Origin of the sequence: Methylocystis bryophila, assembly GCF_027925445.1 — a bacterium.
Taxonomy (GTDB): Bacteria; Pseudomonadota; Alphaproteobacteria; order Rhizobiales; family Beijerinckiaceae; genus Methylocystis; species Methylocystis bryophila.
Genome location: NZ_AP027149.1, coordinates 682345 through 704684 on the forward strand (window position 1 = coordinate 682345; position 22340 = coordinate 704684).

The 22340-nt window shown below is 65.3% G+C and carries 22 protein-coding genes and 1 tRNA gene; 9 read left to right on the top strand and 14 right to left on the bottom strand.

Annotated elements, in window-relative coordinates; all coding sequences use genetic code 11:
* Nucleotides 1–176: 176 nt before the first annotated feature.
* Entirely contained in the window at nucleotides 177–1328 is a 1152-nt protein-coding gene (gene rnd / locus QMG80_RS03165) for a ribonuclease D (protein ID WP_085771493.1), read from the bottom strand.
* Nucleotides 1329–1405: 77 nt separating this feature from the next.
* Complete coding sequence (locus QMG80_RS03170; protein WP_085771494.1) at nucleotides 1406–2254, bottom strand: cell envelope integrity EipB family protein; 849 nt, start codon at nucleotides 2252–2254, stop codon at nucleotides 1406–1408.
* A gap of 103 nt (nucleotides 2255–2357) precedes the next feature.
* Here QMG80_RS03170 and QMG80_RS03175 point away from each other — a divergent pair, with 103 nt between their 5' ends.
* Nucleotides 2358–2831 (top strand): RidA family protein, encoded by a 474-nt coding sequence (locus QMG80_RS03175; RefSeq protein WP_085771495.1) that lies wholly within the window; start codon nucleotides 2358–2360, stop codon nucleotides 2829–2831.
* 24 nt (nucleotides 2832–2855) lie between these two features.
* Here the strand turns inward: QMG80_RS03175 and QMG80_RS03180 are convergent, their stop codons facing one another.
* The 6 genes from QMG80_RS03180 to QMG80_RS03205 all read right to left on the bottom strand — a co-directional run bounded on the left by QMG80_RS03180 (nucleotide 2856) and on the right by QMG80_RS03205 (nucleotide 9865).
* Nucleotides 2856–4136: an HlyC/CorC family transporter gene (locus QMG80_RS03180; RefSeq protein ID WP_085771496.1), complete on the bottom strand. Its 1281-nt coding sequence runs from the start codon at nucleotides 4134–4136 to the stop codon at nucleotides 2856–2858.
* Between the two features lie 25 nt (nucleotides 4137–4161).
* Nucleotides 4162–5937, bottom strand: a complete 1776-nt coding sequence (aroB, locus tag QMG80_RS03185) for a 3-dehydroquinate synthase (RefSeq protein WP_085771497.1) — start codon at nucleotides 5935–5937, stop codon at nucleotides 4162–4164.
* 57 nt (nucleotides 5938–5994) lie between these two features.
* Entirely contained in the window at nucleotides 5995–6717 is a 723-nt protein-coding gene (locus QMG80_RS03190; RefSeq protein WP_085771498.1) for an NUDIX hydrolase, read from the bottom strand.
* Nucleotides 6718–6884: 167 nt separating this feature from the next.
* Nucleotides 6885–7733: a nuclear transport factor 2 family protein gene (locus QMG80_RS03195; RefSeq protein WP_281926163.1), complete on the bottom strand. Its 849-nt coding sequence runs from the start codon at nucleotides 7731–7733 to the stop codon at nucleotides 6885–6887.
* Nucleotides 7734–7895: 162 nt separating this feature from the next.
* Complete coding sequence (gene ilvC, locus QMG80_RS03200) at nucleotides 7896–8915, bottom strand: ketol-acid reductoisomerase (RefSeq protein ID WP_085773643.1); 1020 nt, start codon at nucleotides 8913–8915, stop codon at nucleotides 7896–7898.
* 149 nt (nucleotides 8916–9064) lie between these two features.
* Nucleotides 9065–9865 (bottom strand): ABC transporter permease, encoded by an 801-nt coding sequence (locus QMG80_RS03205; protein WP_085771500.1) that lies wholly within the window; start codon nucleotides 9863–9865, stop codon nucleotides 9065–9067.
* Between the two features lie 98 nt (nucleotides 9866–9963).
* Here QMG80_RS03205 and QMG80_RS03210 point away from each other — a divergent pair, with 98 nt between their 5' ends.
* Nucleotides 9964–10269 carry a hypothetical protein gene (locus QMG80_RS03210; protein ID WP_085771501.1) on the top strand — a complete coding sequence of 102 codons (306 nt, stop codon included), beginning with the start codon at nucleotides 9964–9966 and terminating at the stop codon, nucleotides 10267–10269.
* A gap of 11 nt (nucleotides 10270–10280) precedes the next feature.
* Here QMG80_RS03210 and QMG80_RS03215 read toward each other — a convergent pair whose 3' ends face one another.
* The 3 genes from QMG80_RS03215 to QMG80_RS03225 form a co-directional block, all read right to left on the bottom strand.
* The gene (locus tag QMG80_RS03215) at nucleotides 10281–10835 is read right to left on the bottom strand and encodes a thioredoxin family protein (protein WP_085771502.1); all 555 of its coding nucleotides are present in this window, start codon (nucleotides 10833–10835) and stop codon (nucleotides 10281–10283) included.
* Nucleotides 10836–10873: 38 nt separating this feature from the next.
* A complete protein-coding gene (locus QMG80_RS03220; RefSeq protein ID WP_085771503.1) occupies nucleotides 10874–11323 on the bottom strand; it encodes an OsmC family protein in 450 nt (149 codons plus the stop codon).
* A gap of 190 nt (nucleotides 11324–11513) precedes the next feature.
* Nucleotides 11514–11590 (bottom strand) — tRNA-Pro (locus tag QMG80_RS03225).
* Nucleotides 11591–11811: 221 nt separating this feature from the next.
* Here QMG80_RS03225 and htpG point away from each other — a divergent pair.
* The 3 genes from htpG (at nucleotide 11812) to QMG80_RS03240 (ending at nucleotide 15989) form a co-directional block, all read left to right on the top strand.
* Nucleotides 11812–13719 carry a molecular chaperone HtpG gene (gene htpG, locus QMG80_RS03230; protein WP_085771504.1) on the top strand — a complete coding sequence of 636 codons (1908 nt, stop codon included), beginning with the start codon at nucleotides 11812–11814 and terminating at the stop codon, nucleotides 13717–13719.
* On the top strand, nucleotides 13716–14603 hold the full coding sequence (gene prmC / locus QMG80_RS03235) for a peptide chain release factor N(5)-glutamine methyltransferase (protein ID WP_085771505.1): 888 nt from the start codon (nucleotides 13716–13718) through the stop codon (nucleotides 14601–14603). The genes htpG and prmC overlap by 4 nt, the downstream gene beginning before the upstream one ends.
* A 450-nt stretch (nucleotides 14604–15053) precedes the next feature.
* Nucleotides 15054–15989 carry a DUF4167 domain-containing protein gene (locus tag QMG80_RS03240; RefSeq protein ID WP_085773644.1) on the top strand — a complete coding sequence of 312 codons (936 nt, stop codon included), beginning with the start codon at nucleotides 15054–15056 and terminating at the stop codon, nucleotides 15987–15989.
* A gap of 44 nt (nucleotides 15990–16033) precedes the next feature.
* Here QMG80_RS03240 and QMG80_RS03245 read toward each other — a convergent pair whose 3' ends face one another.
* Complete coding sequence (locus QMG80_RS03245; protein WP_085771506.1) at nucleotides 16034–16387, bottom strand: MOSC domain-containing protein; 354 nt, start codon at nucleotides 16385–16387, stop codon at nucleotides 16034–16036.
* Nucleotides 16388–16670: 283 nt separating this feature from the next.
* Here QMG80_RS03245 and QMG80_RS03250 point away from each other — a divergent pair, with 283 nt between their 5' ends.
* Complete coding sequence (locus QMG80_RS03250; RefSeq protein WP_085771507.1) at nucleotides 16671–17363, top strand: SDR family oxidoreductase; 693 nt, start codon at nucleotides 16671–16673, stop codon at nucleotides 17361–17363.
* A 3-nt stretch (nucleotides 17364–17366) separates the two neighbouring features.
* Here QMG80_RS03250 and QMG80_RS03255 read toward each other — a convergent pair whose 3' ends face one another.
* Nucleotides 17367–18791 (bottom strand): RsmB/NOP family class I SAM-dependent RNA methyltransferase, encoded by a 1425-nt coding sequence (locus QMG80_RS03255; RefSeq protein WP_245300193.1) that lies wholly within the window; start codon nucleotides 18789–18791, stop codon nucleotides 17367–17369.
* Nucleotides 18792–18865: 74 nt separating this feature from the next.
* Between QMG80_RS03255 and QMG80_RS03260 the strand changes: the two genes are divergently transcribed.
* Complete coding sequence (locus QMG80_RS03260; RefSeq protein ID WP_085771509.1) at nucleotides 18866–19087, top strand: DUF1674 domain-containing protein; 222 nt, start codon at nucleotides 18866–18868, stop codon at nucleotides 19085–19087.
* Between the two features lie 117 nt (nucleotides 19088–19204).
* Here QMG80_RS03260 and QMG80_RS03265 read toward each other — a convergent pair whose 3' ends face one another.
* A complete protein-coding gene (locus QMG80_RS03265) occupies nucleotides 19205–19948 on the bottom strand; it encodes a dienelactone hydrolase family protein (RefSeq protein WP_085771510.1) in 744 nt (247 codons plus the stop codon).
* 154 nt (nucleotides 19949–20102) lie between these two features.
* Here QMG80_RS03265 and QMG80_RS03270 point away from each other — a divergent pair, with 154 nt between their 5' ends.
* Both QMG80_RS03270 and cydP read left to right on the top strand, forming a co-directional pair.
* Complete coding sequence (locus QMG80_RS03270) at nucleotides 20103–22061, top strand: potassium transporter Kup (protein ID WP_085773645.1); 1959 nt, start codon at nucleotides 20103–20105, stop codon at nucleotides 22059–22061.
* 143 nt (nucleotides 22062–22204) lie between these two features.
* Nucleotides 22205–22336, top strand: a complete 132-nt coding sequence (gene cydP, locus QMG80_RS21650; RefSeq protein WP_425351468.1) for a cytochrome oxidase putative small subunit CydP — start codon at nucleotides 22205–22207, stop codon at nucleotides 22334–22336.
* The last annotated feature ends 4 nt before the right edge of the window (nucleotides 22337–22340 follow it).

Below are 22340 nucleotides of genomic sequence, written 5' to 3' on the forward strand. Positions count from 1 at the left end.
GCGCTCTTAGCGCGTTTCCCGCTCGAACGGAATCGTTCGAGCGATAAGGGATCGCGCCAAATCAAAAGGTTGGAGCATGTCCTGACCGGGAATCCGCTTCGCACTTTTCCTGGACATGCTCGAGAGCGCGTCCCGATCGCGCCCACCGCGGAGTCGTTTCTGCGACTTGGCCGTTTTCAGGCGTCCTGCCAGTCGAGGGTCACGACCTTGCCGTTCTCGACCGCGAGCGCGAGGCGCCCGCGCTTCAGCTCCAGCGCCTTGTCGCCGAAGACCGCACGCCGCCATCCCTTCAGGGCCATCACATCGGCGTTGTCATTGGCGGCGATCGCCTCGAGGTCGTCGACGGTGGCGATCATCTTCGCGGCGACGCCGATCTCTTCGCAGACCAGACGCAAGAGTACCTTCAAGAGCTCGACGGTCGCGCCATTGCCGCTGCGCCGGTCTCGCTCGATCGCCGGCAGCGAGGCGGGGTCGCGCGCCATCGCCCGCTCGATCGCCGCCAGGATCTCGGCGCCCGAGCGGGAACGCTCGAGCCCGCGGGGCGTGGCGCGCAAATTCGAGAGCGCCTCTTCCGTGCGCGGGGCGGCGAGCGCGATCTCGACGAGGGCGTCGTCCTTGAGCACGCGCGCGCGCGGCACGTCGCGGGCTTGCGCCTCCGCCTCGCGCCAGGCCGCGAGCTCGATCAGGGTCGCGAGATCGCGAGGCTTCCTCGCTCGGTGGCGAAGTCGCTCCCAGGCGTCGTCGGGATGCTGCTCATAGGTCGCGGGGGAGGTGAGCGCCTCCATCTCGTCGGCGAGCCAGTCGAGGCGCGCCGAGCGCTCCAGCTGGCTCCGCAGATGCAGATAGATGTCGCGCAGATGGGTCACGTCGGCGATGGCGTAACGGACTTGAGCCTCCGAGAGCGGACGTCGCGACCAGTCCGTGAAGCGCGAGGATTTGTCGACGTTGACCCGGGCGATCGCCTTGGCGAGCTCCCCATAGGAGGCCTGATCGCCGAAGCCGCAGACCATGGCGGCGACCTGGGTGTCGAAGAGGGGCTTGGGGATAAGCCCCGCGAGCCGCCAGACGATCTCGAGGTCTTGACGGGCGGCGTGGAACACCTTGACCACCGCCTCATTCGCCATCAATTCGAAAAACGGCGTCAGATCAACGCCCTCGGCGAGAGCGTCGATGGCGGCCGCCTCCTCGGGCGAGGCGAGCTGAATGACGCAGACCTTTGGCCAGAAGGTCGTTTCCCGCAAGAATTCGGTGTCGACCGTGACAAAGGGGTGGGCCGCAAGCCGTTCGCAGAGAGCGGCCACTTCGTCGGTGGTGGATAAGAGACTCATCGCGCCAATTCTAAATCATTTGCCTCTGGTTCTGAAGCTATTTGCTCGAGCGGGAGCGGACGGGCGTCGCGCGGAGGTCAGTTCGGCCTCTTGCACTTCGGCGGCGGCAGCAGCGTGAGGCTCGACGCCTTAGCCCCCAAGACGAAATCGCCATAGTCCAGCCTCATCGAATAGGTCACGCCGTTCTCGAACAGCTCGAGCATCAGCGTGTAGCTCGGCAGCTGATCCTTCTGCTCGATATCGAAATAAGAGATCGTGACCGGCCAGCGCCGCAGGTTTTTGAAGGCCTCGACCTGAAACGCCTTTTCCTGCGGTTCGATCTGGATGGGCGCGCCGATGATCGAGAGCGTGTCGAAGCGCTTGGAGCCGTCGCCCGAGCCGTCATAGACGCGGGCCGCGAGCATTTTTCCGCCGTCGCGCGCCGTTTGGAGAATTTTGCGCATGTGATCGGTCGGGAACAGGATCGGTCCGGCGTAATCGAGCTTGCCCCGCTTGGGCTTGCTGAGGTCGATCTCAACGTCGCCGGACTTTTTCTTCTTGGCGACTCCGTCGGTTTCCTCGGTCGCGCCCGCGGATTCCGCATTGCTCACCTTCGTGGTGAGCTTGAAGCGGAAATCGGAGCCGTCGGCCGCCTCAAAAGTCGCCGAGCGCATATCGGAAACCTGCGCCTCGCCTTCCTGGGGTTGCAATTGCGTCAGCTGGCGGACGTTTTGAATATAGCCGTCGCAGGCCGAGCCCGAGAAGTCGAAAGTGATTCGGCCCCGCGCTTCGCTGGGGGCCTTGGCCCCATCCGCCCTAAGCAGGGAGAGATCGTAGATCGCGCGGTGCGGCGCAAGCGCCGGCGTTTGCGCAGCCGCACCCCCCAGGCCAGGCGTGAAAATGCAGGTCAAGGCAGCAACGCCAGCCGCGATTCGTTGCAACGCCATGGACGGAGTCTCCCGGTCAGAGCCGACGTTGCGCCGGACGCCGCGAGAAATTACGGTTTCGCTCCCGAAGGCGCAAATCCTAATTCCCCGAGAGGTTACGATCATGACGGAAAACTCGCCGCTCGCCCGGCTCGCTGCGCTGGGGCTTGCGCTTCCGCCGGCCGCCGCCCCCGTCGCCAATTACGTTCCGGTCACGCGAGCCGGCCATCTGCTCTTCGTCTCCGGACAATTGCCGGTCGCGGCCGGCAAGGTCGATCCCGCGCATCAGGGCAAGCTCGGGGCTCAGGTTTCGCTCGAAGCCGGCCAGGCCGCGGCGCGCCTTGCCGCCCTCAATGTGCTGGCCCAGGCCAACGCCGCCGTGGGCGATCTCGCCAAGCTGCGCGCCCTGCGGCTCGGCGGCTTCGTGAACGCCACGCCCGACTTCCAGCAGATCCCGCAGGTCGTGAACGGCGCCTCCGACCTCTTCGCCACTGTCCTCGGCGAGAACGGCAAGCACGCCCGCGCGGCGGTCGGCGTCGCGCAATTGCCGCTCGACGCCGCGGTCGAGATCGAGGCGACCTTCGAGATTATCGCTTAAAGCGCCACGGACGCCCGTGCGCTTTTATTCCTCCGCTTGAAGCTCGGGCGTGACCCGAAGCGAGGTGATGCGGTTGCGCATCTTGCGCAGCACCTCGAAGCGGAAGCCGTGGAAGCGGAAGACCTGGCCCGCCTCGGGGATCGCTCCGGCCTCATGGATCACGAGGCCGGCGATCGTCGTCGCCTCCTCGTCGGGCAGGCGCCAGTCCATGGCGCGGTTGAGGTCGCGCAGCGGCGAGGCGCCGTCGACGACGACCGACCCGTCCTTTTGAGGCCGCACCCCCGGCATCGCCGAATCATGCTCGTCGCGAATGTCGCCGACGATCTCCTCGAGAATGTCCTCGAGCGTCACGAGACCCATCACCTCGCCATATTCGTCGACGACGAAGGCGAAATGGGTCTTGCGCATCAAGAAGGCCTGCAACTGGTCTTCGAGCGTCGTCGCTTCTGGCGTGAACCAGGGCGCGAGCATGATCTCGTCGATCTTGAGCCGCGACGCATCCCCGCCGGCCGCGTCCAGCGCGCGCAGAAGATCCTTGGCGTGCAGCACGCCAATGAAATTGTCGGGTCGCTCGCGCCAGAGCGGCATGCGCGTGTAGGGGGAGGCCAAAACCTCTTTTATGATCTGATGCGGCGGCAGATCCGCATCGACCGCGCGCATCTTCGTGCGGTGGACCATCACGTCCGAGACATGCATGACGGTCAGATCGAGGACGCCGCCGAACATGTCGCGCGCGCTGCGCTCGACATTGCCTTCCTGGTGGAGGATGTCCACAGTGCTCTTCAACTCGTCGTAGGGCGAGAGCATGGTGCGGCCGTGGCCGAGCTCGACGCCCGCGAGCTTCAGCATGGCGCGCACCAGAAGCTCGACGCCCGCGAGCAGCGGGCCGAAGACCGAAACGAAGAGATGAACCGGCCGCGCCACCGTCAAGGAAAAGCGGTCGGGATGGTTGATCGCCAGCGTCTTCGGCAGCACCTCGGCGGCGATGAGCAGCAAGGCCGTCATGACAAAGGTCGCATATACAGCGCCATTCTCGCCGACGAGCGCGATGAGCAGGCTGGTCATGACCGCGGAGCCGGCGATGTTGAAGAGCGTGTTGCCAAAGAGCAGCGCGGCGATCATCCGGTTCTTGTGTCGCAGCAACTGCGAGACGACGATGGCGCGCCGGTCTCCTTCTCTCTCGAGCGAATGCATATGCGCGAGCGAGGCGCCGGTGAGCGCCGTCTCGGAGCCCGAGAAGAACGCCGAGAGCAGCACGCAGCCCAGCACGACCAGAAGGGCCGAGAAAAGGTCGACAGCGCTCAAGGTTCGCCCCCGCTTCGCGAGCCCATCACATTTCGCTCTTGAGGAACGCGAGGACCTCTCTCGCGTCCACATTCTTTGCAACGAAGGCGCCGCCGATCTCGCGCGCCAGCACGAAGGTCAGCGCGCCGCGCTCCACCTTCTTGTCCTGCCGCATCGCCTCGAGAACGGCCTCGGCGTCGGAGCCGAAGTCGGGAATATCCGAGATCCGCGTGGGCAGACCGACGCGCTCCAGATGCCGCTCCACCCGCGTCGCGTCCTGGCTGTTGCACAGGCCGAGACGGTGCGAGAATCGGTAGGCCTGCGCGAGGCCGATCGCCACGGCCTCGCCATGCACGAGCCGCTGGCTGTTGTAACCCATGAGCCGCTCCAGCGCATGGCCGAAAGTATGGCCGAGATTGAGCAAGGCGCGCTCCCCCTGCTCGGTCTCGTCATTGCCTACGATGCAGGCCTTCATCTCGCAGCTCACCGCAATGGCGCAAATCTGCTCCGGCTTGCCGCAGAAGACGGCCTCCCCGTCGGCCTCGAGCCATTCGAAGAAACGGCGGTCGCGAATGAGCCCATATTTGACGACCTCGGCGTAGCCGGCGCGAAATTCGCGCTCAGGCAAGGTTTCGAGCGTGTCAATGTCGGCGAGGACGAGCGAGGGCTGGTGAAAGGCGCCGATTAGATTTTTGCCCTGCGGAGAATTAATGCCCGTCTTGCCGCCGACCGAACTGTCCACCTGAGCGAGCAGCGTCGTCGGAATTTGCACGAAGCGGCATCCCCGGCGCAGGCTGGCCGAAACGAAGCCCGCCAAATCGCCGACGACGCCGCCGCCGAGCGCGATGACGACGTCGCGTCGCTCGATCTTGGCGGCGAGCGCCTCCTCCAGCACGCGGCCGAACACGGAGAGCGACTTCGAGCCCTCGCCCGCTTCGACCACAATCGCGGCGGAGCGCAAGCCGCTCGCCTCGAGACTCGCCTGCAACGGCGAAAGATAGAGCGGCGCGACGTGGGAGTCGGTCACGATGGCGCAGGCTGCGCCCGGCGCAAGCTTTGCGATCCTCTCGCCGGCCTCGCTGAGGAGGCCCGAGCCGATCAAGATCTCGTAGGAGCGGGGACCGAGCTGGACCCGAACCGTTTCACGGTGGAGGGGCTCGTCGCGGCGGGGCGCAAATTGGTTCATTGAGGTCGGCAGATCTTCGAAGGGGCGTTTGGCGCCGCACGCCAGCGTCGGCAGGCGCTCGGCGAGCAGGGCGAGTGTTTGCTCGACCATCGCCTCGTGGGGGACATCGTGGGAGACGACTTTCAGATCGGCGGTCGCGTAGACCGGATTGCGCTCGTCCATAAGTCGGCGCAGCGTCGCGGACGGGTCTTCCGTCTGCAGCAGCGGCCGGTCGCTCTTGCGGCGCACGCGCCGCAGCAAGGTGTCGTGATCTGCGTCGAACCAGATGGAGACGCCCCGCTCGGCGATGCGTCGTCTCGTTCGCGGGTCGAGGAAAGCGCCGCCGCCGGTCGCCAGCACCATCGGACCGCCGTTCAGAAGTCGGTACAGCACGCGTCGTTCGCCGTCGCGGAAATAGCCCTCGCCGAATTTCGCGAAGATCTCTGGAATCGACATGCCCGCAGCAGTGGCGATCTCGACGTCGGCGTCGATGAATTTTAGCCCCAGCCGCTGGGCCAGCTTTTGTCCGATCGAACTCTTTCCCGATCCCATCATGCCGATGAGCACGATGCAATTATCCTCAAGAAGAGCCCGGATCGCCGCCGGACGCGGATCTGCCGGCGCAATGGTCGTTTCGGCGCAAGGACTCGTTGTCATGCGGCCAATCTATACCGGATCGCTAGAAATTTCAGCCGCAAATGCGCCGCCCTCCCCTCACGCCGCCAGAGCGCTCTCAAGGAACGCCTTCATGAATTCGGGCAGGCGCGCTTCGGCGAGCTCGGCTTTCCGACGGAAAACGCGCATTCCCGCAAGCTCGGGATTCTGCTGGCCGCGGATATAGCGCAGCGTCTGCTCGACCTGCGTCTCGGCGTCATTTGGAAGATTGACGACGCGCAGGCAAGCCCGTTGGTTCTTATGGGATATGACGCGCCATCCGGGCTGGAGGTCGCGCTCGTCGATGCGGATCCCCGTTTCCTCGGCGAGCTCGCGGATCAGGCATCCGGTCAGATCGACCTGGCTTCCGACGACGTCCTCGCGGTCCGGCGTGCCGCAGGGGAAGTAGACGAGGCCGGGCTGAGCGTGATTCTGGCTCATCTCGCCGGCAAGAAAGGCCCCGTCGCTGGAGCGCAACGCGGGGGCGGAAAAGCAGTTGAAGACGCCCCAGTTCGGTTGTCCCAGCCGCTTCCATACATAGAAACGCGAGAAGGGCGCCTCGAAGAACTCGGCCTCGAGCGTCGTTCGGCCGCAATCATCGACAACCGCCTCGACCCGCCGCGCGAGAAGAATGCGGCCGTCGTAAAGCGCGGAATTGCCGCTGCTCTGCTCACGCCACACCTCCTCGACCCTGCGCTCCTCGGCCTCGGAGAGATCCAGCCGATGCTCGACCAGACAGCAGCGCAGGCGGTCCGCCTCAAGGATTTGGCAAGCGGCGTTCATTGGCAAAACTCTCCGGTCGCGACGAAGGCGGTCTGAGTGCGCTCATGCGCATGCAACAGGTCGATGAAAATTTTATGCGCGCCGTCCTCCGGACGCTCGAGCCCTACGGTCTCGTCTATAGCGTGAACCGAGAGGCGCCGAGAGCAGGCGGAAGCGCAACGCGGCCGTCAAGGAGTCTCCAACTCGCCCTGCATCTCCAAAATCGTCACGCTGTCGCGATATTCGACGAGCTCGACGACTCGGCCGTTTTCGAAACGGAGGAATTCGGCGAGCTCCACGACGCCGCGGCGTCCCGTTCCCCGATGCCGCCATTCCACCGTTCGCCGACAGGCGAGCGCTTCGCCGTCGACAAGGATGTCGGAAAGAGAAAAGTCCAGCTGCTCGAAGTCGACATTGATGGACTTCACAATGCCGATGACGGCGTCGACGCCGATATGTCGGCCAGCATAAGGAATGCGCGCGCGGTCGCCGACGAATTCGCAGACAATGTCGGGACAATAATGGCGCCGCAAACGGTCGTAGTCTGGGCCCCGCGGCGTGAGATAGTCTGCGAGCTCGCGCGCGCAGTCGACCATTTCCGTGCGCGTCAGTCCGGGATTCGAACGAGCGATTAGACTCGCCAATGGCTTCACGGCGCCGAAGGCGTCGGGCTTCGAGACGGGGGAATCCATGTATTCGTGCATTTCGACGATCAGGCCGTCTCGCCAGCGCAGGAAATAAGCCATGTCGAGAGAACAGACGTGTCCGGTGCCGCGGTGGCGCCAGCTGGCCCGCCAGCGCATCGCATTGCGCGCCCCCTCGACCAGGATCTGCAGAATTTCGCCTTCGAACGGCTCCCATTCCTCCTCGGCCCGTTTGAGATTTGCGACAAAAGCATCGCGTCCCTGGATCACGCCGGGCAGGAAGACGCCGAATTTAGAGCAATGAATGATGACGTCGGGGGCGAAATGGCGCCCGACGAGATCGATGCGGCCCGCAAGTCGCGCCTGCGTGATCTCCACCAGCCGCCGGCGCATCTCACCGCCTGGCCGCTCGGTGGGAGGTCTCGCCCGGTCTTGCATGAAGCCCTTTCCCCAGAGGCGTCTCTGCTTCGCGAGCCCAGCCTGGACCCGCCTCGGCCGGAGCTTCGCGCGACAGCAATATCTGCCGTCGCGACGAGTTTCTCGGCTCATTATGCGCTAATTGCGGTCCTTGTCGACCAGCTTGTTCTTGCCGATCCAAGGCATCATGGTGCGTAGCCGCTTGCCGACCTCCTCGATCGGATGCGCGTTATTGCGCGCCCGGGTGGCTTTGAAGGAGGTTTGGTTGACCCTGTTCTCGAGCATCCAGTCGCGCGTGAAGCGGCCGGACTGGATGTCTTCCAGAACGCGCTTCATCTCGGCCTTGGTCTCCTTCGTGATGATGCGCGGGCCGGTGACGTATTCGCCATATTCGGCGGTGTTCGACACCGAGTAATTCATGTTCGCGATGCCGCCTTCGTAGATCAGATCGACGATGAGCTTCACCTCGTGCAGGCACTCGAAATAGGCCATTTCCGGGGCGTAGCCGGCTTCGACCAACGTCTCGAAGCCCGCGCGGATCAGCTCCACGAGGCCGCCGCAGAGAACGACCTGCTCGCCGAAGAGGTCGGTCTCGCATTCCTCACGGAAGGTCGTCTCGATGATTCCGGCGCGGCCGCCGCCGATCGCGCTCGCGTAGGAGAGCCCGAGCTCCATCGCATTGCCGGAAGCGTTCTGATGCACGGCGATGAGACACGGCACGCCGCCGCCCTTGAGATATTCGCCGCGCACCGTATGCCCGGGTCCCTTGGGAGCGACCATCGCGATGTCGAGATCCTTGCGCGGCTCGATGAGGTTGAAATGGATGTTGAGCCCGTGCGCGAAGAAGAGCGCGGCGCCCTGCTTCATGTTGGGGGCGAGCTCCTTCGCATAAATCTCGCCTTGCAGCTCGTCGGGCGTCAGCATCATCATCACGTCGGCGGTCTTGGCCGCCTCGGCGACCTCGAGGACCTTGAGTCCCGCGCTCTCGGCCTTGGCGGCGGAAGCCGACCCCTTGCGCAGCGCCACCGAGACATTGGGGACGCCGCTCTCCTTCAGGTTGAGCGCGTGCGCGAAGCCTTGGCTGCCATAGCCGATGATGACGACATTCTTCCCCTTGATCAGATTGATGTCGGCGTCACGATCGTAATACACGCGCATGTCGTTCTTTTTCCCCTGTCCTTGGCTTTGGCCCGCGCACCAGTGCAGGCGGCCGGTCGCGTTAAGCGAATTTTTGGCTCTTGTAAGCGGCGCCGCCCCGAAGGTCAAAGGCGCGCGCCTCTCCCTCCCCGCGCCCCGCGCCGGCGGGCTCAGGCCCCGCGTTCGCGCGCGCTCTCGTGCCAGTCTTTCAGCGCGAGATAGCTGAGCAAGGACAACGCGCCGTAGATCCCCATGCCGGCCAGCGAGAGCAGCGCCAGCGCCCCGAACATGCGCGGGATGTCGAGCCGGAATCCCGCCTCGACGATGCGAAAGGCGAGACCGGTTCCCTGGCCCGCCGCGCCGGCGGCGAGCTCGGCGACGACCGCGCCGATCAGGGAGAGTCCGCCGGCGATGCGCAGTCCGGTCAGGAACTGCGGCAGCGCCGCCGGCGCGCGCAGATAGATGAGCCGATGCCAGGCGGAGGCGCGATAGAGGTCGAAAAGATCGAGCAGGCCGTGATCGACCGAGGCCAGCCCCAGCGCCGTGTTGGAGAGGATCGGAAAGAAGGCGACGAGGAAGGCGCAGACGAGCACGGCGTTCTGCGGCGAGAGATAGACGAGCAGAAGGGGCGCGATCGCCACGATGGGCGTCACCTGCAGCATGATCGCATAGGGGGTGAGCGTGCGCTCCATCCATTTTGAGCTCGCCATGGCGAGCGCCATCGCGACGCCGCCCAGCGTCGCAAGCGCCAGGGCCTCCAGCGCGACTTTCATCGTCACGAAGAGCGAAGCAGCCATCAGCGCCCGGTCTTCGACGAGGCGAGAGAAAATGAGGCTCGGCGCCGGCAGCACATAAGGGGGGACGCCCTTGAAGCGCACCAGGCCCTCCCAGAGCGCCAGGAAGACCGCGAAAGCCGCGAGCGGCGCGACCGCCTTTGTCGCAACGGCTTTGAGATCACGAGCTTGCCGCATGGCCTCTTCGCCTCTCCATCGCGCCCTGCGTCGCCGCATTGGCGCAGCGCGAAGCGTGCTTATATATTTTCCAGGCGTCGCAATCTTGGAGAATCGCCGTGGGCGGTCAGAATTCCGGAAAACCCGAAACGCCGAGGGGCGAGGTGGAGATCCTGCCGCCCGAGGGCAACAGTGGTCCCTGGGGCGACGCCGTCTATACGACGAAGCGTTTCGGCACGGTCAAGATCGTGCGACTCGGCCCCGTCGGCAGCGCGCTCCTGGGGCTCGGCCTTTTGGGGATGGTGACCTTCGGCTTTCTCTTTCTCGGCGGCTTGATGCTGCTGCTCCTGCCGATCGCCGGCGTCCTCACCTTCGGCGCCATGCTCTCCGGCCTGCTCGGCAATCCCTTCAGGCGGCTGCGCTGAAAACGTGAAGCTCAAGCCTTCCACTTGATCGAGCAGCCGATCGCCGCGATTTGCTCGCCGGGCGCTTCCCCCGTTTTGCCGATCGCTCGCATCGCCTCGAGCAGCTCGTGCTTGGCGTCTTTGGGCGGCGGGCTCGTGCGTCCCGCGTCGAGCCGCCCGCGGTATTTGAGCTTCTTGTCCTTGTCGTAGCCGAAGAAATCCGGCGTGCAGACCGCGTCATAGACGCGGGCGACCGCCTGCGTCTCGTCGTGGAGATAGGGGAAAGGGAAGGCGTGGGCCTTGGCGAATTCCTTCATCTTTGGAAAGGAGTCGTCCGGATAGGCCCTGGCGTCGTTCGAGCAGATCGCGGCGAAGCCGAAGCCCTCCTGCATCAAGGCGCGCGCGTCGGCGACGAGCCGGTCGATCACGGCGATCACATAGGGGCAGTGGTTGCAGATGAAGACGATCACCGTTCCTTTCTCGCCGGCGACGTCGGCGAGCGCGTAAGTCTTGCCGTTGGTCGCGGGCAGGCGGAAATCCGGCGCGGGGGAATCGAAGGCGATTTTGTCGGGACCGATGGCGGCCATGCTCGAGCCTCTCTTTCAGCGGCGCTGGCGCCGCGGCGTCATGGCGCCGGAAAGACGCTGACCGTGGTCGACACCGAATTTGCGATGAAACATTCCTGGTGCGCGTTCGCGTGCAGCCGGTCGATGTCCTCGGGGCTTGGCGTCTTCGGCCCGGAAAAGACGATTTTCGGGCGCAACTCGACCCGGGTCACCGCGAGTTTCCCGGCTTTCTTCTCGAGGAAACCTACAGCCTGGTCCTCGTAGCTGTCGACGATAAATCCCTCGCGCGAGGCGAAAGCGAGGAAGGTGAGCATGTGACAGCTCGACAAAGACGCGACGAACGCTTGTTCGGGATCGACGCGCCCGGGATTGCCGAGATAGGCTGGCGCCGCTGAAGCGGGGACCTCGACGCCCGCCTCAAAGCGCCACTGGTGATCTCGCGGATAGTTCCTGTAGCCGAAGTCGGCGCCCCCGCGGGCCCATGAAATCGTTGCTCTATGTTCGGACAACGGCCTCTCCCTGGTCTTTTCGCAAATTCGTGCTGAACAGGTCACAGAATTAGCCCAGATCTCACGCAGGCCAAGGCCGCGGGCTTTAACAATGCCGCGGCTTGATCCCATCCCGCAAAGGAAACAGCAAAGCTTGCGCGGACCCATCCCGCGGGGAAGGTCGTCTCTCATGTTTGGCTAAAGGAAAAAATGGTCGGAGTGAGAGGATTCGAACCTCCGACCCCCTCGTCCCGAACGAGGTGCGCTACCAGGCTGCGCTACACTCCGACTTTGCGGTATTCCCGCGAAGCACGCCCGTGGGCGTCCGCGGCGCTTATAGCTTCAGAGTACGCGGGCCGCAACAGCGTTGTATCTCTCCCAAGTTTTCGGCGAAAACCCGGCGGCCGGCCCCGGCGCGGCGGGCTTGCAACTTCGCGCCCTCTCGCCGATATCCCCGGTGGCGCGCCTGAAAGCGCTGATAAACCGCAATTCCTTCGGAGACCTAAGAAGTGACCGACGACGCAAATTCCGCGATCCTCGACGCCGCCCCGGCCTCGAGCCACGGCTTCACGGCCGATGTGGCGCGGCTGCTGCAGCTCATGGCCCATTCCGTCTATTCCGAGCGCGACGTGTTCCTGCGCGAGCTCGTCGCCAACGCGGCCGACGCCTGCGAGAAGCTGCGGCACGAGGCCCTCTCCGACGGCGCCCTCGCCGAGAAGGCCGGCGCGCCGCTCGTCACCATCGCCCTCGACAAGGAGAAGCGCCTCCTCACCGTGACCGACAATGGCGTCGGCATGGACCGCGACGAGCTCGTCTCGGCGCTGGGCACGATCGCCAACTCCGGCACCCGCGCCTTTCTCGACAAGCTCGGGTCCGAGAAGGGCGAGAACCTCGGGCAAAGCCTCATCGGCCAGTTCGGCGTGGGCTTCTATTCGGTGTTCATGGTCGCGGATAAGGTCGAGGTCGCGACGCGCCGGGCCGGCTCGGAGCAAGCCTGGCTTTGGACCTCGGAAGGCAAAGGGACCTACACGATCGAGGCCGCCGCGTCGGAAGACGCCCCTGCTGTCGGCACGCGCGTCACGCTGCATCTCAACGCGGAGAGCGACGAATTTTTGGAGAGCTGGCGCGTCGAGCGCGTGCTCAAGGAACATTCGGGCGCCATCGCCATCCCGATCGATCTCCTCGGCGCGCCGGGCGAGGAGCCGCGCCGCATCACCGACGGCCAGGCGCTCTGGACAAAGCCGAAATCCGAGATCACGCCCGAGGAATACACGGATTTCTACCATCAGCTTTCCGGCCAGTTCGACGAGCCGGCGCTGACCATCCATTGGCGCGCGGAAGGCCGAACCGAATATACGGTGCTGGCCTTCATCCCCGGCGCCCGGCCGCTCGACCTCTTCGATCCGCTGCGCCGGAGCCGGGCCAAGCTCTATGTGCGGCGCGTGCTGATCTCCAAGGAGATCGACCTGCTGCCGGCTTGGCTGCGCTTCGTGCGGCTCGTCGTCGACAGCGCCGACATTCCGCTCAACGTCTCGCGCGAGATGGCGCAGAATAGTCCCTTGATCGCCCAGATCGGCAAGGCGATCACGACGCGCATCGCCCAGGAGATCTCCAAGCTCGCCGAGAATGAGCCCGAGAAATTTGCGCAAGTCTGGAAGAATTTCGGCGCCGTACTCAAGGAGGGGCTGCACGAGGACCCCTCGCGGCGCGATGAGATCTTCAAGATCGCGCGCTTCGCCTCGACGAACGCGCCCGAGCCGACGCGCACGCTGAAGGACTATGTGGCGGATCTGCGCGAGAACCAGACCGCGGTTTATTATCTCCTCGGCGACGATCGCAAGCGTTTGGCCTCGAGCCCGCAGCTCGAGGAATTTCGCGCGCGGGGCGTGGAGGTGCTTCTTCTCGACGATCCGGTGGACGCCTTTTGGGTTACGAGCTGCGTGGGCTATGACGGGAAGCCTTTCAAATCGGTGACGCAGGGCGCGGCGGATCTGAGCCAGGTCCCGCTAAAGGAGGGCGAGACGGCCCCCGAGGCGCCCGAGTCGGCGGGAGAAGTCGCGGCGCTCGTCACGCGTCTCAAGGAGACGCTGAAGGAGCATGTCGAGGACGTTCGGCTGTCTACGCGTCTGCGCGACAGCGCCGTCTGTCTCATCGCGCCGGAGCATGGCCTCGATCGCCGTCTCGCCAAGCTCCTCGCCGAGCACGGCGAGAGCGGCGCGCTCGGCAAGCCGGTTCTTGAGATCAATCCGCGCCATCCAGCGATCCTGGCGCTTGCCAAGCTCGCCGAAGGCGAAGAGGCGAGCGACGGCGCCTTCATGCTGCTCGACCTCGCGCGCATCGCCGACGGCGAGCCGCCGGTCGATGCGGCGGCTTTCGCGCGCCGGCTCGCGGCGCGGCTCGCGAAAATGGGCGCGTGAGCGAGACCGGCGGATTCGAGGCGCGCGCCGGCGAGACGCGCGGACAGGCGCTTTCCCGTCTCGCGCGTTTTCTTGAGGCGAGCGGCGTCGAGGCCGCGCGGGAGGACGCGCGGCTCCTGCTATTCGACGCCTGCGGTCTCACTCACGCCGAGTTTGTGCTCTCGCCCGAGACGCCGCTCGGTAAGGCAGAAGCGGGCCTTCTCGCCGAGCATGCGGCGCGGCGCGCGGCGCGCGAGCCCGTGTCGCGCATTCTGGCGACGCGCGGCTTTTGGACGCTCGATCTCGCCGTCTTCCCCGATGTGCTCGATCCGAGACCGGACACGGAGAGCGTGGCCGCTCTGGCGCTCTCGCTCGTCTCCGCGCGCCGCGACGAAGCCTTGCGCCTGCTCGATCTCGGTTCCGGCTCGGGCGCGCTGCTTTGCGCGCTTCTCGCCGAGCTTCCCCAAGCCTTTGGCGTCGCGGTCGATCTTTCGCCGCAGGCCCTGCTGGCGACGCGGACGAATTTGACGCGTTGCGGCTTTTCGGCGCGCGCCGCGCTTTTGCGCGGGTGTTGGGGCGGCGCGCTCAGCGGCGCCTTCGATCTCATCGTGGGCAATCCTCCTTATGTGAGGAGCGGGGACATCGATGAGCTCTCGCCGGAAGTGCGCTTGCATGATCCGCGCCTTGCCCTCGACGGCGGCGTCGACGGGCTGTCTTGCATTCGCGAAATCGCTGCGGATCTGCCGCGGCTGCTCGCGCCGGGCGGGGTCGCCGTCTTGGAGGTCGGCTGCGGACAAGCGCATGAGACCGCGGCCTTGCTCGCCGCGGCGGGGCTCGACGACGCCGGAACGCGTCGCGATGCGGGCGGTCGCGAACGCGCTGTGGCCGCGCGCCGCCGACTGTGATAAGTTTGCAACGGCTGAAGTCTTTTTTACCGATGGCTTGCCGGAGCCCTTGGCGAAGCGGCGCGCGTCTTATATAAAGGGGGAGAGACGTCGGGTTGCTCGTATTGTAGCGATGCAGTCAAGGTTCGCGCGAATTGGCGAGACGGGCTGCCAAGTTTAACCTTCGAGCAAAGGATGCGGTCGCCGGGGGTGGCGATCCGGCTGTTCCTTGGTTCACCGACGTGATCGCCTGGCTTTGAGAGCGCGGGCGTCTGACGATCCAACATGGAGACGAAGGCGCATCGGGCGCGGGTCTCGAGGGCGGCGCGCGGATATCCGCCACCGACCCGAATAGTTAGCCGAGCGTGATCGCGTCCGTTTGTGAAGCCTTGCCGCCGCTAGCGGGTCGAAGCCTCAACGCAAAGTAAACGCACGGCTTCGCGCGTGAATAAGGATCATTGGGGACAATCGATGAGACCAGGACAGAACAAACGATTGCGCGGACGTCCGGGGCGTAAGGGACCTAATCCGTTGACCCGATCCTTCGAGTCGAACGGACCCGACGTCAAAATCCGCGGCACGGCGCAGCATGTCGCCGAGAAATATCTCCAGCTCGCGCGCGACGCCCAATCTTCCGGCGACATTGTTCTGGCGGAAAATCTGCTGCAACACGCCGAGCATTATTTCCGCTTGATCTCCGCAGCGCAGCAGCAGCAGCAAGGCGGATACGGCCGGACTTCTTATGAGCAGGAGGCCGAAGCCGAGGACGATGACGATTTCACGGGGGTGCCGGACCGCTTTGCGTCGCTCGCAGAAAGGCTCCCCGCGCCTTCGTACGCCCAGCAGCAGCCGAATTTCCAGCCGCCGGCCAATTACATGGCCGCCAGCGCGCCGCAGCCGAGCTTCCAGCCGGCGCAGCCGCAGCCGCAGCCCTTTGAGGAGCGGCCCGCCTATCCGGAAATGCGGCATGAGCGCCCGGTCCGCTCCGACCGCGTGCAATTCGGCGGGCGCAATCGCGATCGCGGCCAGGAGCAGAACGCTGAAGGCGGCGAGCGACCCGAACGTTCCGAGCGCCCCGAGCGGAACGATCGTCAGCCTCGTTTCGGCTTTGACCGCAATCGCGAGCGTCCCCGCTTCGAGGCGCGTCGAGAACGCGAGCCTTCGTTCAACGCCGAGCAGCCTGCCGCGCCTGAGGGCGGCGCGGGCCTGCCGGCCTTCATCACGGCGCCTCCCGCCGTGCCGCGCGTCGCCGCCAGCGAGCCGACGGAGTCGACTGCCGGCGAGGAGCGGACGAGCGGCCGCGGCGGCTATGCGATGACGCCGCGACGGCGTTCGCGCGCGCCGCGAGAAGAGGCCGGCGGAGAAGAACCGGCCCGCGCCGCCGGAGATTTGCCGCTCGGCGAATAAGCCGGCTGCAATCGAGAGCGCGCTCGGCCTCGCCGCGCGCGCGCTCAAATCCGACCCGCATCGCCGATCTTCACCCCGCCGCCGCCGCAGTCGATGTGGCCGAAGCGCTTCCGCAGGGATTGGACGAGGTCCATATCGCGCGCGCCGGCGCCAGGCTTGACGCCCGTCGCGGCGCATCGGTCGATCATCTTCAAGATTTCGAGTTTTGCGTCGCCGAGCGTCAGCGTCAGCGTCTCGCCGACGAACCCGGTTTCTTCCCAAGGCGTCATGTCCGCGAGAGGGAGATTGGCGCGAAACCGCAGCGGATCGACTGGCTTCGCCGCCGCCTCGGCGATCGACTCGACGCTCGCAACCTTGGACTGGCCGTCGAGCCGCGCCGTCCTTTTCTCGCCTGTCACGCGGCCTTTCGATGCGGAGCGCTCGGCGGGGTCGACTCTCCTCTAACGCAACCGCGCGCAGCGTTGGGCCGCGTCCCAAGGCCGGTTGAGCCCCCAGATCACGCTGCGTTCAGGCGGAATCGCCTGAACGCAGAAAACCTGATCGATTCTAAAAGCTCAGAGCGCGATTTGTGCGAAAAACCGGTCCCCACTTTTTCGCATCGCGCTCCGGTGGCCGCAGGCGCAGGGCAGAGCTATTTAGGCGTTGTCATTGTCGCGCAGGGCGGCGCGAGGGAGGAACGGATTGAGCGAGCATTGGGTCGTATCCGGCGCCAGTCGCGGCATTGGCCTCGAGCTTGTGCGTCAGCTCGCGGCGCGCGGCGAGCGCGTCACCGCGAGCCTGCGCGATGAGGCCGCGCGCGACGTGCTGCTCGCCTCGCTCGCGGCGCAGCACGCCCGCATCGAGACCAAGCTTTTCGACATGCGCGACGGCGAGGCGATCCTCTCCGCTGCGAAGACCGTCGCCGGACCGATCGACGTGCTCATCGCCAACGCCGGAGTCTTCGGGCCCAAGCCGCAGACGCCACTCCAAATGGACTTTGAGGCGGCGCTCGACGTGTTCTCGATCAATACGCTCGGTCCGCTGCGCCTCGTGCGCGCGCTTTTGCCGCAGCTCGCCGGCGCCGCCAATCCGCGCATCGTCCTCGTCTCGAGCGAGCTCGGCGCGTCGGCCGACGTCCGTCCGTCAAGCGCCGTCTACGCCGCGAGCAAGATCGCCCTCAACAAATTCGCCCAATGCCTCGCCGAGGAGCTGAAGCCGAAAGGAATCGTCGTGATCGCGCTGAGTCCCGGCTGGGTTCGCACCGACATGGGCGGCCCCAACGCGACGCTTTCCGTGCAGGAGAGCGGCTCCGGCATTCTCGCGACGATCGACGCGCTGACGATTGCCGAGAGCGGCAGCTTCATCGACTATCAGGGCGAGCGGCTCGCCTGGTGAGGCTCAAGGGCGGCGGAAAAGACGCGCCGCAAAGAAGCCGTCGACGCCCGCAAGGCGCGAATCCTCGTTCGGCAGCATTTGTGGCGTCGTCCGGAGATCGCCGTCCCGATTCGCAAATTCCGATGGCGCGCCGAGCGCCGCCAAATCCACGGGTTCCCGCCTGAAATCGGGATTGCGCCTCAAAAACGCGGCGACCTGAGTCTCGCCCTCCTCCGGCTCGAGAGAGCAGACGCAATAGACGATCCGTCCGCCGGGACGCGTCACCGCCGCGGCGCGATCGAACATTTTGGCTTGCAGAACGGCGAGGGTTTCGATGTCGCTAGGCTTCTTGGTCCAGGCGACGTCGGGATGTCGGCGAATCGTGCCGGTCGCGGTGCAGGGCGCGTCGATCAGAATGGCGTCGAAAGGTTGAGCCGAATAGCCCGTCGCGTCGGCGACCGCGATGTCGGCGTGAAGCTTCAAGCGATCGAGATTGGCGGCGAGAAGCTTGAGCCGCTCGGCGGAGCGGTCGAGCGCGGTCACGCGCGCGCCCGTGCTTGCGAGCTGCGCGGTCTTGCCGCCCGGCGCCGCGCACATGTCGAGCACCCGTTCATCCGGTTTCACGTCGAGGAGACGCGCCGGCAGCGCCGCCGCCGCGTCCTGAACCCACCATTCGCCGTCGGCAAAGCCTTCGAGCTCGACGATCGGCTGGCGCGTGGACAGCCGCACGGAGCCTGTGGGCAGCACGACGCCCCCGAGACGCTCGGCCCAGAACGCGGGTTGGGACTTGGTCGTGAGGTCGAGCGGCGGCTCGCGCATCTGCATTTGAACGATGCGCTTGGTTTCGGCCTCGCCATAGGTCCTGCGCCAGCGTTGCGCGAGCCAGGGCGGGGCGTCGAACTCGCCGCTTTCGGCGAGCGCAAGGAATTCATCGCGCCGGCGGGCGAGATTGCGCAGCACGCCATTGACGAGACCCGCGAATCCCGCGGTCTTCGGCTCGAGCCGCACGGCGCGCACCGCAAGGTCGACCGCCGCGTGATCGGCCGCGTCGAGAAAGAGAATTTGCGCCGCGGCCGCGATGAGCGCCCATTCGAGGCGGGTCGCCTGGCGGGGCAGGCCTTTCTCGAGCAGGAGCGAAAGCGCCCGGCGGATGACGCCGAGACGCCGCAAGGCGACTGTGGCGATGGAGCGGGCAAGCGCGACGTCGCGGGCGTCGAGGCCCGCAAGACGATTGGGGACGGCGAAGGGCGTGAAACATTCGTCGAGGCGGTGGCCGCCCTGCACGACGTCGCAGATGACATGCGCCGCGGCGAGCCGCGCCGGCAGGCCGGGAATCTTCTGCGCCTCGGCCTCGCGCGCTTCCTCCGCAAGGACGAATCCCTGGCGCGGCGAAGCTTTCGTCGAGGTCTTGGCTTTCGAAAGGAAAGATCTAGAGTTCTGTGTCGCCAACCAACGGCTCCCCGTCCCTGCCGCCGCACCCATAGCATGCTACCAGCCGAAGCTCGCGCGAAGAAGGAGTCAAGATGACGACAAAGCTCACGGGTTCACAAGAAATCAGCGCAGAGCCCGAGCTTGAACGCGGCGAGAAGCTTTCCCCGGCCGCGCGCCGCGCGCTGGCGGAAGCCGCCGCCCGCCGCGCCGCCGCCGCCCAGAGCGCGCCGAGCGATGAGATCGGCGGCCGCGCCGGTCTCGAGCCCACCCGCTACGGCGATTGGGAGAGAAACGGCCTCGCGAGCGATTTCTAGAGCATGTCACGGAAAAGTGCGAAGCGGTTTTCCGGTCAAGACATGCTCCAACCTTTTGATTTGACGCGATTCCTTATCGCTCGAACGATTCCGTTCGAGCGGGAAACGCGCTAAGTCTCACGCTGCGCCTTGCGTCTTCAAGAAGGCGAGCATCCGGGCGAAAGCGTCGCGCGCGGGAGCGTCTCGATAGCTCTCGCGATAATCCGCGAAAAAGGCGTGCGGCGCGTCCGGATAGACCATGATCTCGCCTTTCGCCGGCGCTGCGCTCAGGCGCGCGCGCATTTGCTCGACGAGCGGCGGGGGGATCGAGGGATCGGCGCCGCCGTAGAGCCCCAGATAGGGAACTGAAAGCCTGTCCGCGACGTCGATCGGCCACTGCGGCTGATTCTTTGTGCGTTCGCCGTCGAGGCGTCCGTACCAGGGAACGACCGCCTTCAGCTTTGGGTTATGGGCCGCATAGAGCCAGGCCATGCGCCCGCCCCAGCAGAAGCCCGTGATCGCGGCCCGAGCGGCGTCGCCGCCTGATGAATCCGCGAAAGCGAGCGCCGCGTCGAAGTCGCGCATGGCCTCCTCGTCCGGAACCTTCATGATGATCGCCCGGATCGCCGCCAAGTCGGTCTCCTTCGCGGGATCGCCCACGCGAAAAAAGAAATCGGGGGCGATGGCGAGATAGCCCTCGGCCGCGAAGCGACGAACGACGTCGCGAATGTGATCGTTGAGGCCGAAGATTTCCGCGACGATGATCAAGATCGGCGGATGCGCGGCTTCCGTGGGCCTCGCCATATAGGCCGGCATGTCGCCAATCCGCGCTTCTTTCGCATCTATCGGTCTCGGGGCGCCTTGGCTCAAGGGTTGCGGCATGGCTCGATCCTTTCAGGCTGCTCCACGACAGGATTTTGGCCGCGTCGAGGCGGCTTCTCAAGTTCGCAAAAGAACTGTATAGGCCCGCCCCGAGCCTTATGCGGGAGAGGTTGCGCGCTGCGTCTCTTCGCAAAAGGCCATGGAAGGTCGCTGGATGGCCGAGAATACGACTGCGCAAAGGCTGGGAGCCGAGCCTTCGCAAGCCGGCGTTCCGGCGGATGATTCCACCGAGGCGCATGTCAAGGCGCCGCTGCCGGCGCTCGTCTTGGGCGCCATTGGCGTCGTTTACGGCGACATCGGCACGAGCCCCCTCTATGCGCTGCGCGAGTCGCTCTCGCACGCCTCCAAGGCGGGGGAGCTGACGCAAGGGGCGATCATCGGCGCGACCTCGCTTTTGATCTACGCGCTGATCTTCACGGTCACAGCCAAATATGTGCTGTTCCTGATGCGCGCCGACAATCGCGGCGAGGGCGGCATCCTGTCGCTGATGGCGCTCGCGCAGTCGGCGTTGGGCCGCCGCGCCCAGATCGTTTTCCTTCTCGGCGTCGCCGGCGCGGCGCTGTTTTCCGGCGATGCGATCATCACCCCTGCGATCTCAGTGCTCTCGGCCGTCGAAGGGCTCGACCTCGTGACGGAGCGATTCAAGGATTACGTCAACGTCAAGGAATACGTGCTGCCGATCACGATCGCGATTCTCATCGCGCTCTTTTGGGTGCAGAACCATGGCACGGCGAGGGTCGCCGCTTTTTTCGGCCCGATCATGGTCATCTTCTTTCTCGTGATCGGAGCGCTCGGCGCTCTGCACATTCCCGACGCGCCGCAAACGCTCTACGCCTTCAATCCCCTAAACGGCTTGCGCTTTCTGCTCACTCACGGTTGGCTCGGCTTCGCGGTGCTGGGCTCCGTCTTCCTGGGCGTGACGGGCGCGGAGGCGCTTTACGCCGACATGGGCCATTTCGGACGCCTGCCAATCCAGGCGGCTTGGAGCTTCTTCGTGCTGCCGGCGCTGCTGCTCAACTATCTCGGGCAGGGCGCGCTGATCCTCTCGGACCCGACCACGATCGACAATCCCTTCTTTCGTCTTGCCCCCGAATGGGGCCTGTTGCCGCTCGCGCTGGTGATCCTCTCCACAATCGCGACAGTCATTGCGAGCCAAGCCGTCGTCACCGGCGCCTTCTCGCTGGTGCGGCAAGCGATCCAGCTCGGCCTCTTGCCTCGTCTCGAGATCACGCACACCTCGGCGATGCAGGAAGGCCAAATTTATATCGCCCGCGTCAATCGGCTCCTGCTTGTCGGGGTGCTGATCCTCGTCGTCCTGTTCAAGAGCTCCTCGGCGCTCGCTTCCGCCTATGGCATCGCCGTGACCGGCACGATGGTGACCACCACCGCGCTTGCTTTCGTCGTCGTCTGGAAGCGCTGGCGTTGGCCCTTGTGGGCGGCCGTTCCTTTCGTTTCGGCCTTTCTCGTCGTCGATCTGGCCTTCCTGGCCGCCAATCTGATGAAGGTCGTCGACGGCGGATGGGTGCCGCTGCTGCTCGGCGCCTGTTCGATGGTGGTCATGTGGACATGGGTGCGCGGCACGCATCTCCTGGCGGAAAAGACGCACCGCGACTCGATTCCAATTTGCGATCTCATCGCGATGCTCGAGAAGTCGAAGCCAACGCGGGTCAAGGGCACAGCGGTGTTCCTGACGAGCGACCCCAATGTCGCGCCCGCCGCGTTGATGCACAATCTCAAGCACAACAAGGTGCTCCACGAGCGCGTGCTCGTGATCTCCGTCGTGACCAAGGACGTGCCGCGCGTCTTCAAGCGCTTCGAGATCGAAAGGCTCTCCGACGACTTCACGCGAATACTGCTCTATTATGGGTTCATGGAAAGCCCGCGCGTGCCGGCGGCGCTCGCGCAGATGCGCAAGGCGGGTCTCAAATACGACATCATGACGACGTCTTTCTTCCTGGGTCGGCGCTCGATCGTCGAAAGCTCCGGCTCGGAAATGCCCGGCTGGCAGGATAAGCTCTATATTGCGCTCACCCATCAGGCGGCGAACGCCACGGACTTCTTCTCTATTCCGTCGGATCGTGTCGTGGAGCTCGGGGCGCGCGTAAAAATCTGATTTTGCACAAAACTCTGCGATGAAATATTTCCGCAAGTGCGTGATCAAATCATAGAGCTGGGGCTGGCGCCGGCGTATAAGCAAACCGAGGCGACGGAGGAGAGGCCTTGAAGAAGCGGTCGCTGGCCCAAGATATCAGCCTTGTGTTGGCGGTCAAGGCCGCGGCGATCGCCGCGCTCTACTTCGCTTTCTTCGCTGGTTCTCACCGTCCGCATGTCACACCGCAGACAATGACTGCGCTTATATCCGGCCCTGTTCCCCCAGCCACGCGCTAACCCC

What these genes read in the sequence shown, in the direction of transcription:
- rnd (WP_085771493.1), bottom strand. Translation starts at nt 1,328, where the DNA reads ATGAGTCTCTTATCCACCACCGACGAAGTGGCCGCTCTCTGCGAACGG.
- QMG80_RS03170 (WP_085771494.1), bottom strand. Translation starts at nt 2,254, where the DNA reads ATGGCGTTGCAACGAATCGCGGCTGGCGTTGCTGCCTTGACCTGCATT.
- QMG80_RS03175 (WP_085771495.1), top strand. Translation starts at nt 2,358, where the DNA reads ATGACGGAAAACTCGCCGCTCGCCCGGCTCGCTGCGCTGGGGCTTGCG.
- aroB (WP_085771497.1), bottom strand. Translation starts at nt 5,937, where the DNA reads ATGACAACGAGTCCTTGCGCCGAAACGACCATTGCGCCGGCAGATCCG.
- QMG80_RS03190 (WP_085771498.1), bottom strand. Translation starts at nt 6,717, where the DNA reads ATGAACGCCGCTTGCCAAATCCTTGAGGCGGACCGCCTGCGCTGCTGT.
- QMG80_RS03195 (WP_281926163.1), bottom strand. Translation starts at nt 7,733, where the DNA reads ATGCGCCGGCGGCTGGTGGAGATCACGCAGGCGCGACTTGCGGGCCGC.
- ilvC (WP_085773643.1), bottom strand. Translation starts at nt 8,915, where the DNA reads ATGCGCGTGTATTACGATCGTGACGCCGACATCAATCTGATCAAGGGG.
- QMG80_RS03205 (WP_085771500.1), bottom strand. Translation starts at nt 9,865, where the DNA reads ATGCGGCAAGCTCGTGATCTCAAAGCCGTTGCGACAAAGGCGGTCGCG.
- QMG80_RS03215 (WP_085771502.1), bottom strand. Translation starts at nt 10,835, where the DNA reads ATGGCCGCCATCGGTCCCGACAAAATCGCCTTCGATTCCCCCGCGCCG.
- QMG80_RS03240 (WP_085773644.1), top strand. Translation starts at nt 15,054, where the DNA reads ATGAGACCAGGACAGAACAAACGATTGCGCGGACGTCCGGGGCGTAAG.
- QMG80_RS03260 (WP_085771509.1), top strand. Translation starts at nt 18,866, where the DNA reads ATGACGACAAAGCTCACGGGTTCACAAGAAATCAGCGCAGAGCCCGAG.
- QMG80_RS03265 (WP_085771510.1), bottom strand. Translation starts at nt 19,948, where the DNA reads ATGCCGCAACCCTTGAGCCAAGGCGCCCCGAGACCGATAGATGCGAAA.
- QMG80_RS03270 (WP_085773645.1), top strand. Translation starts at nt 20,103, where the DNA reads ATGGCCGAGAATACGACTGCGCAAAGGCTGGGAGCCGAGCCTTCGCAA.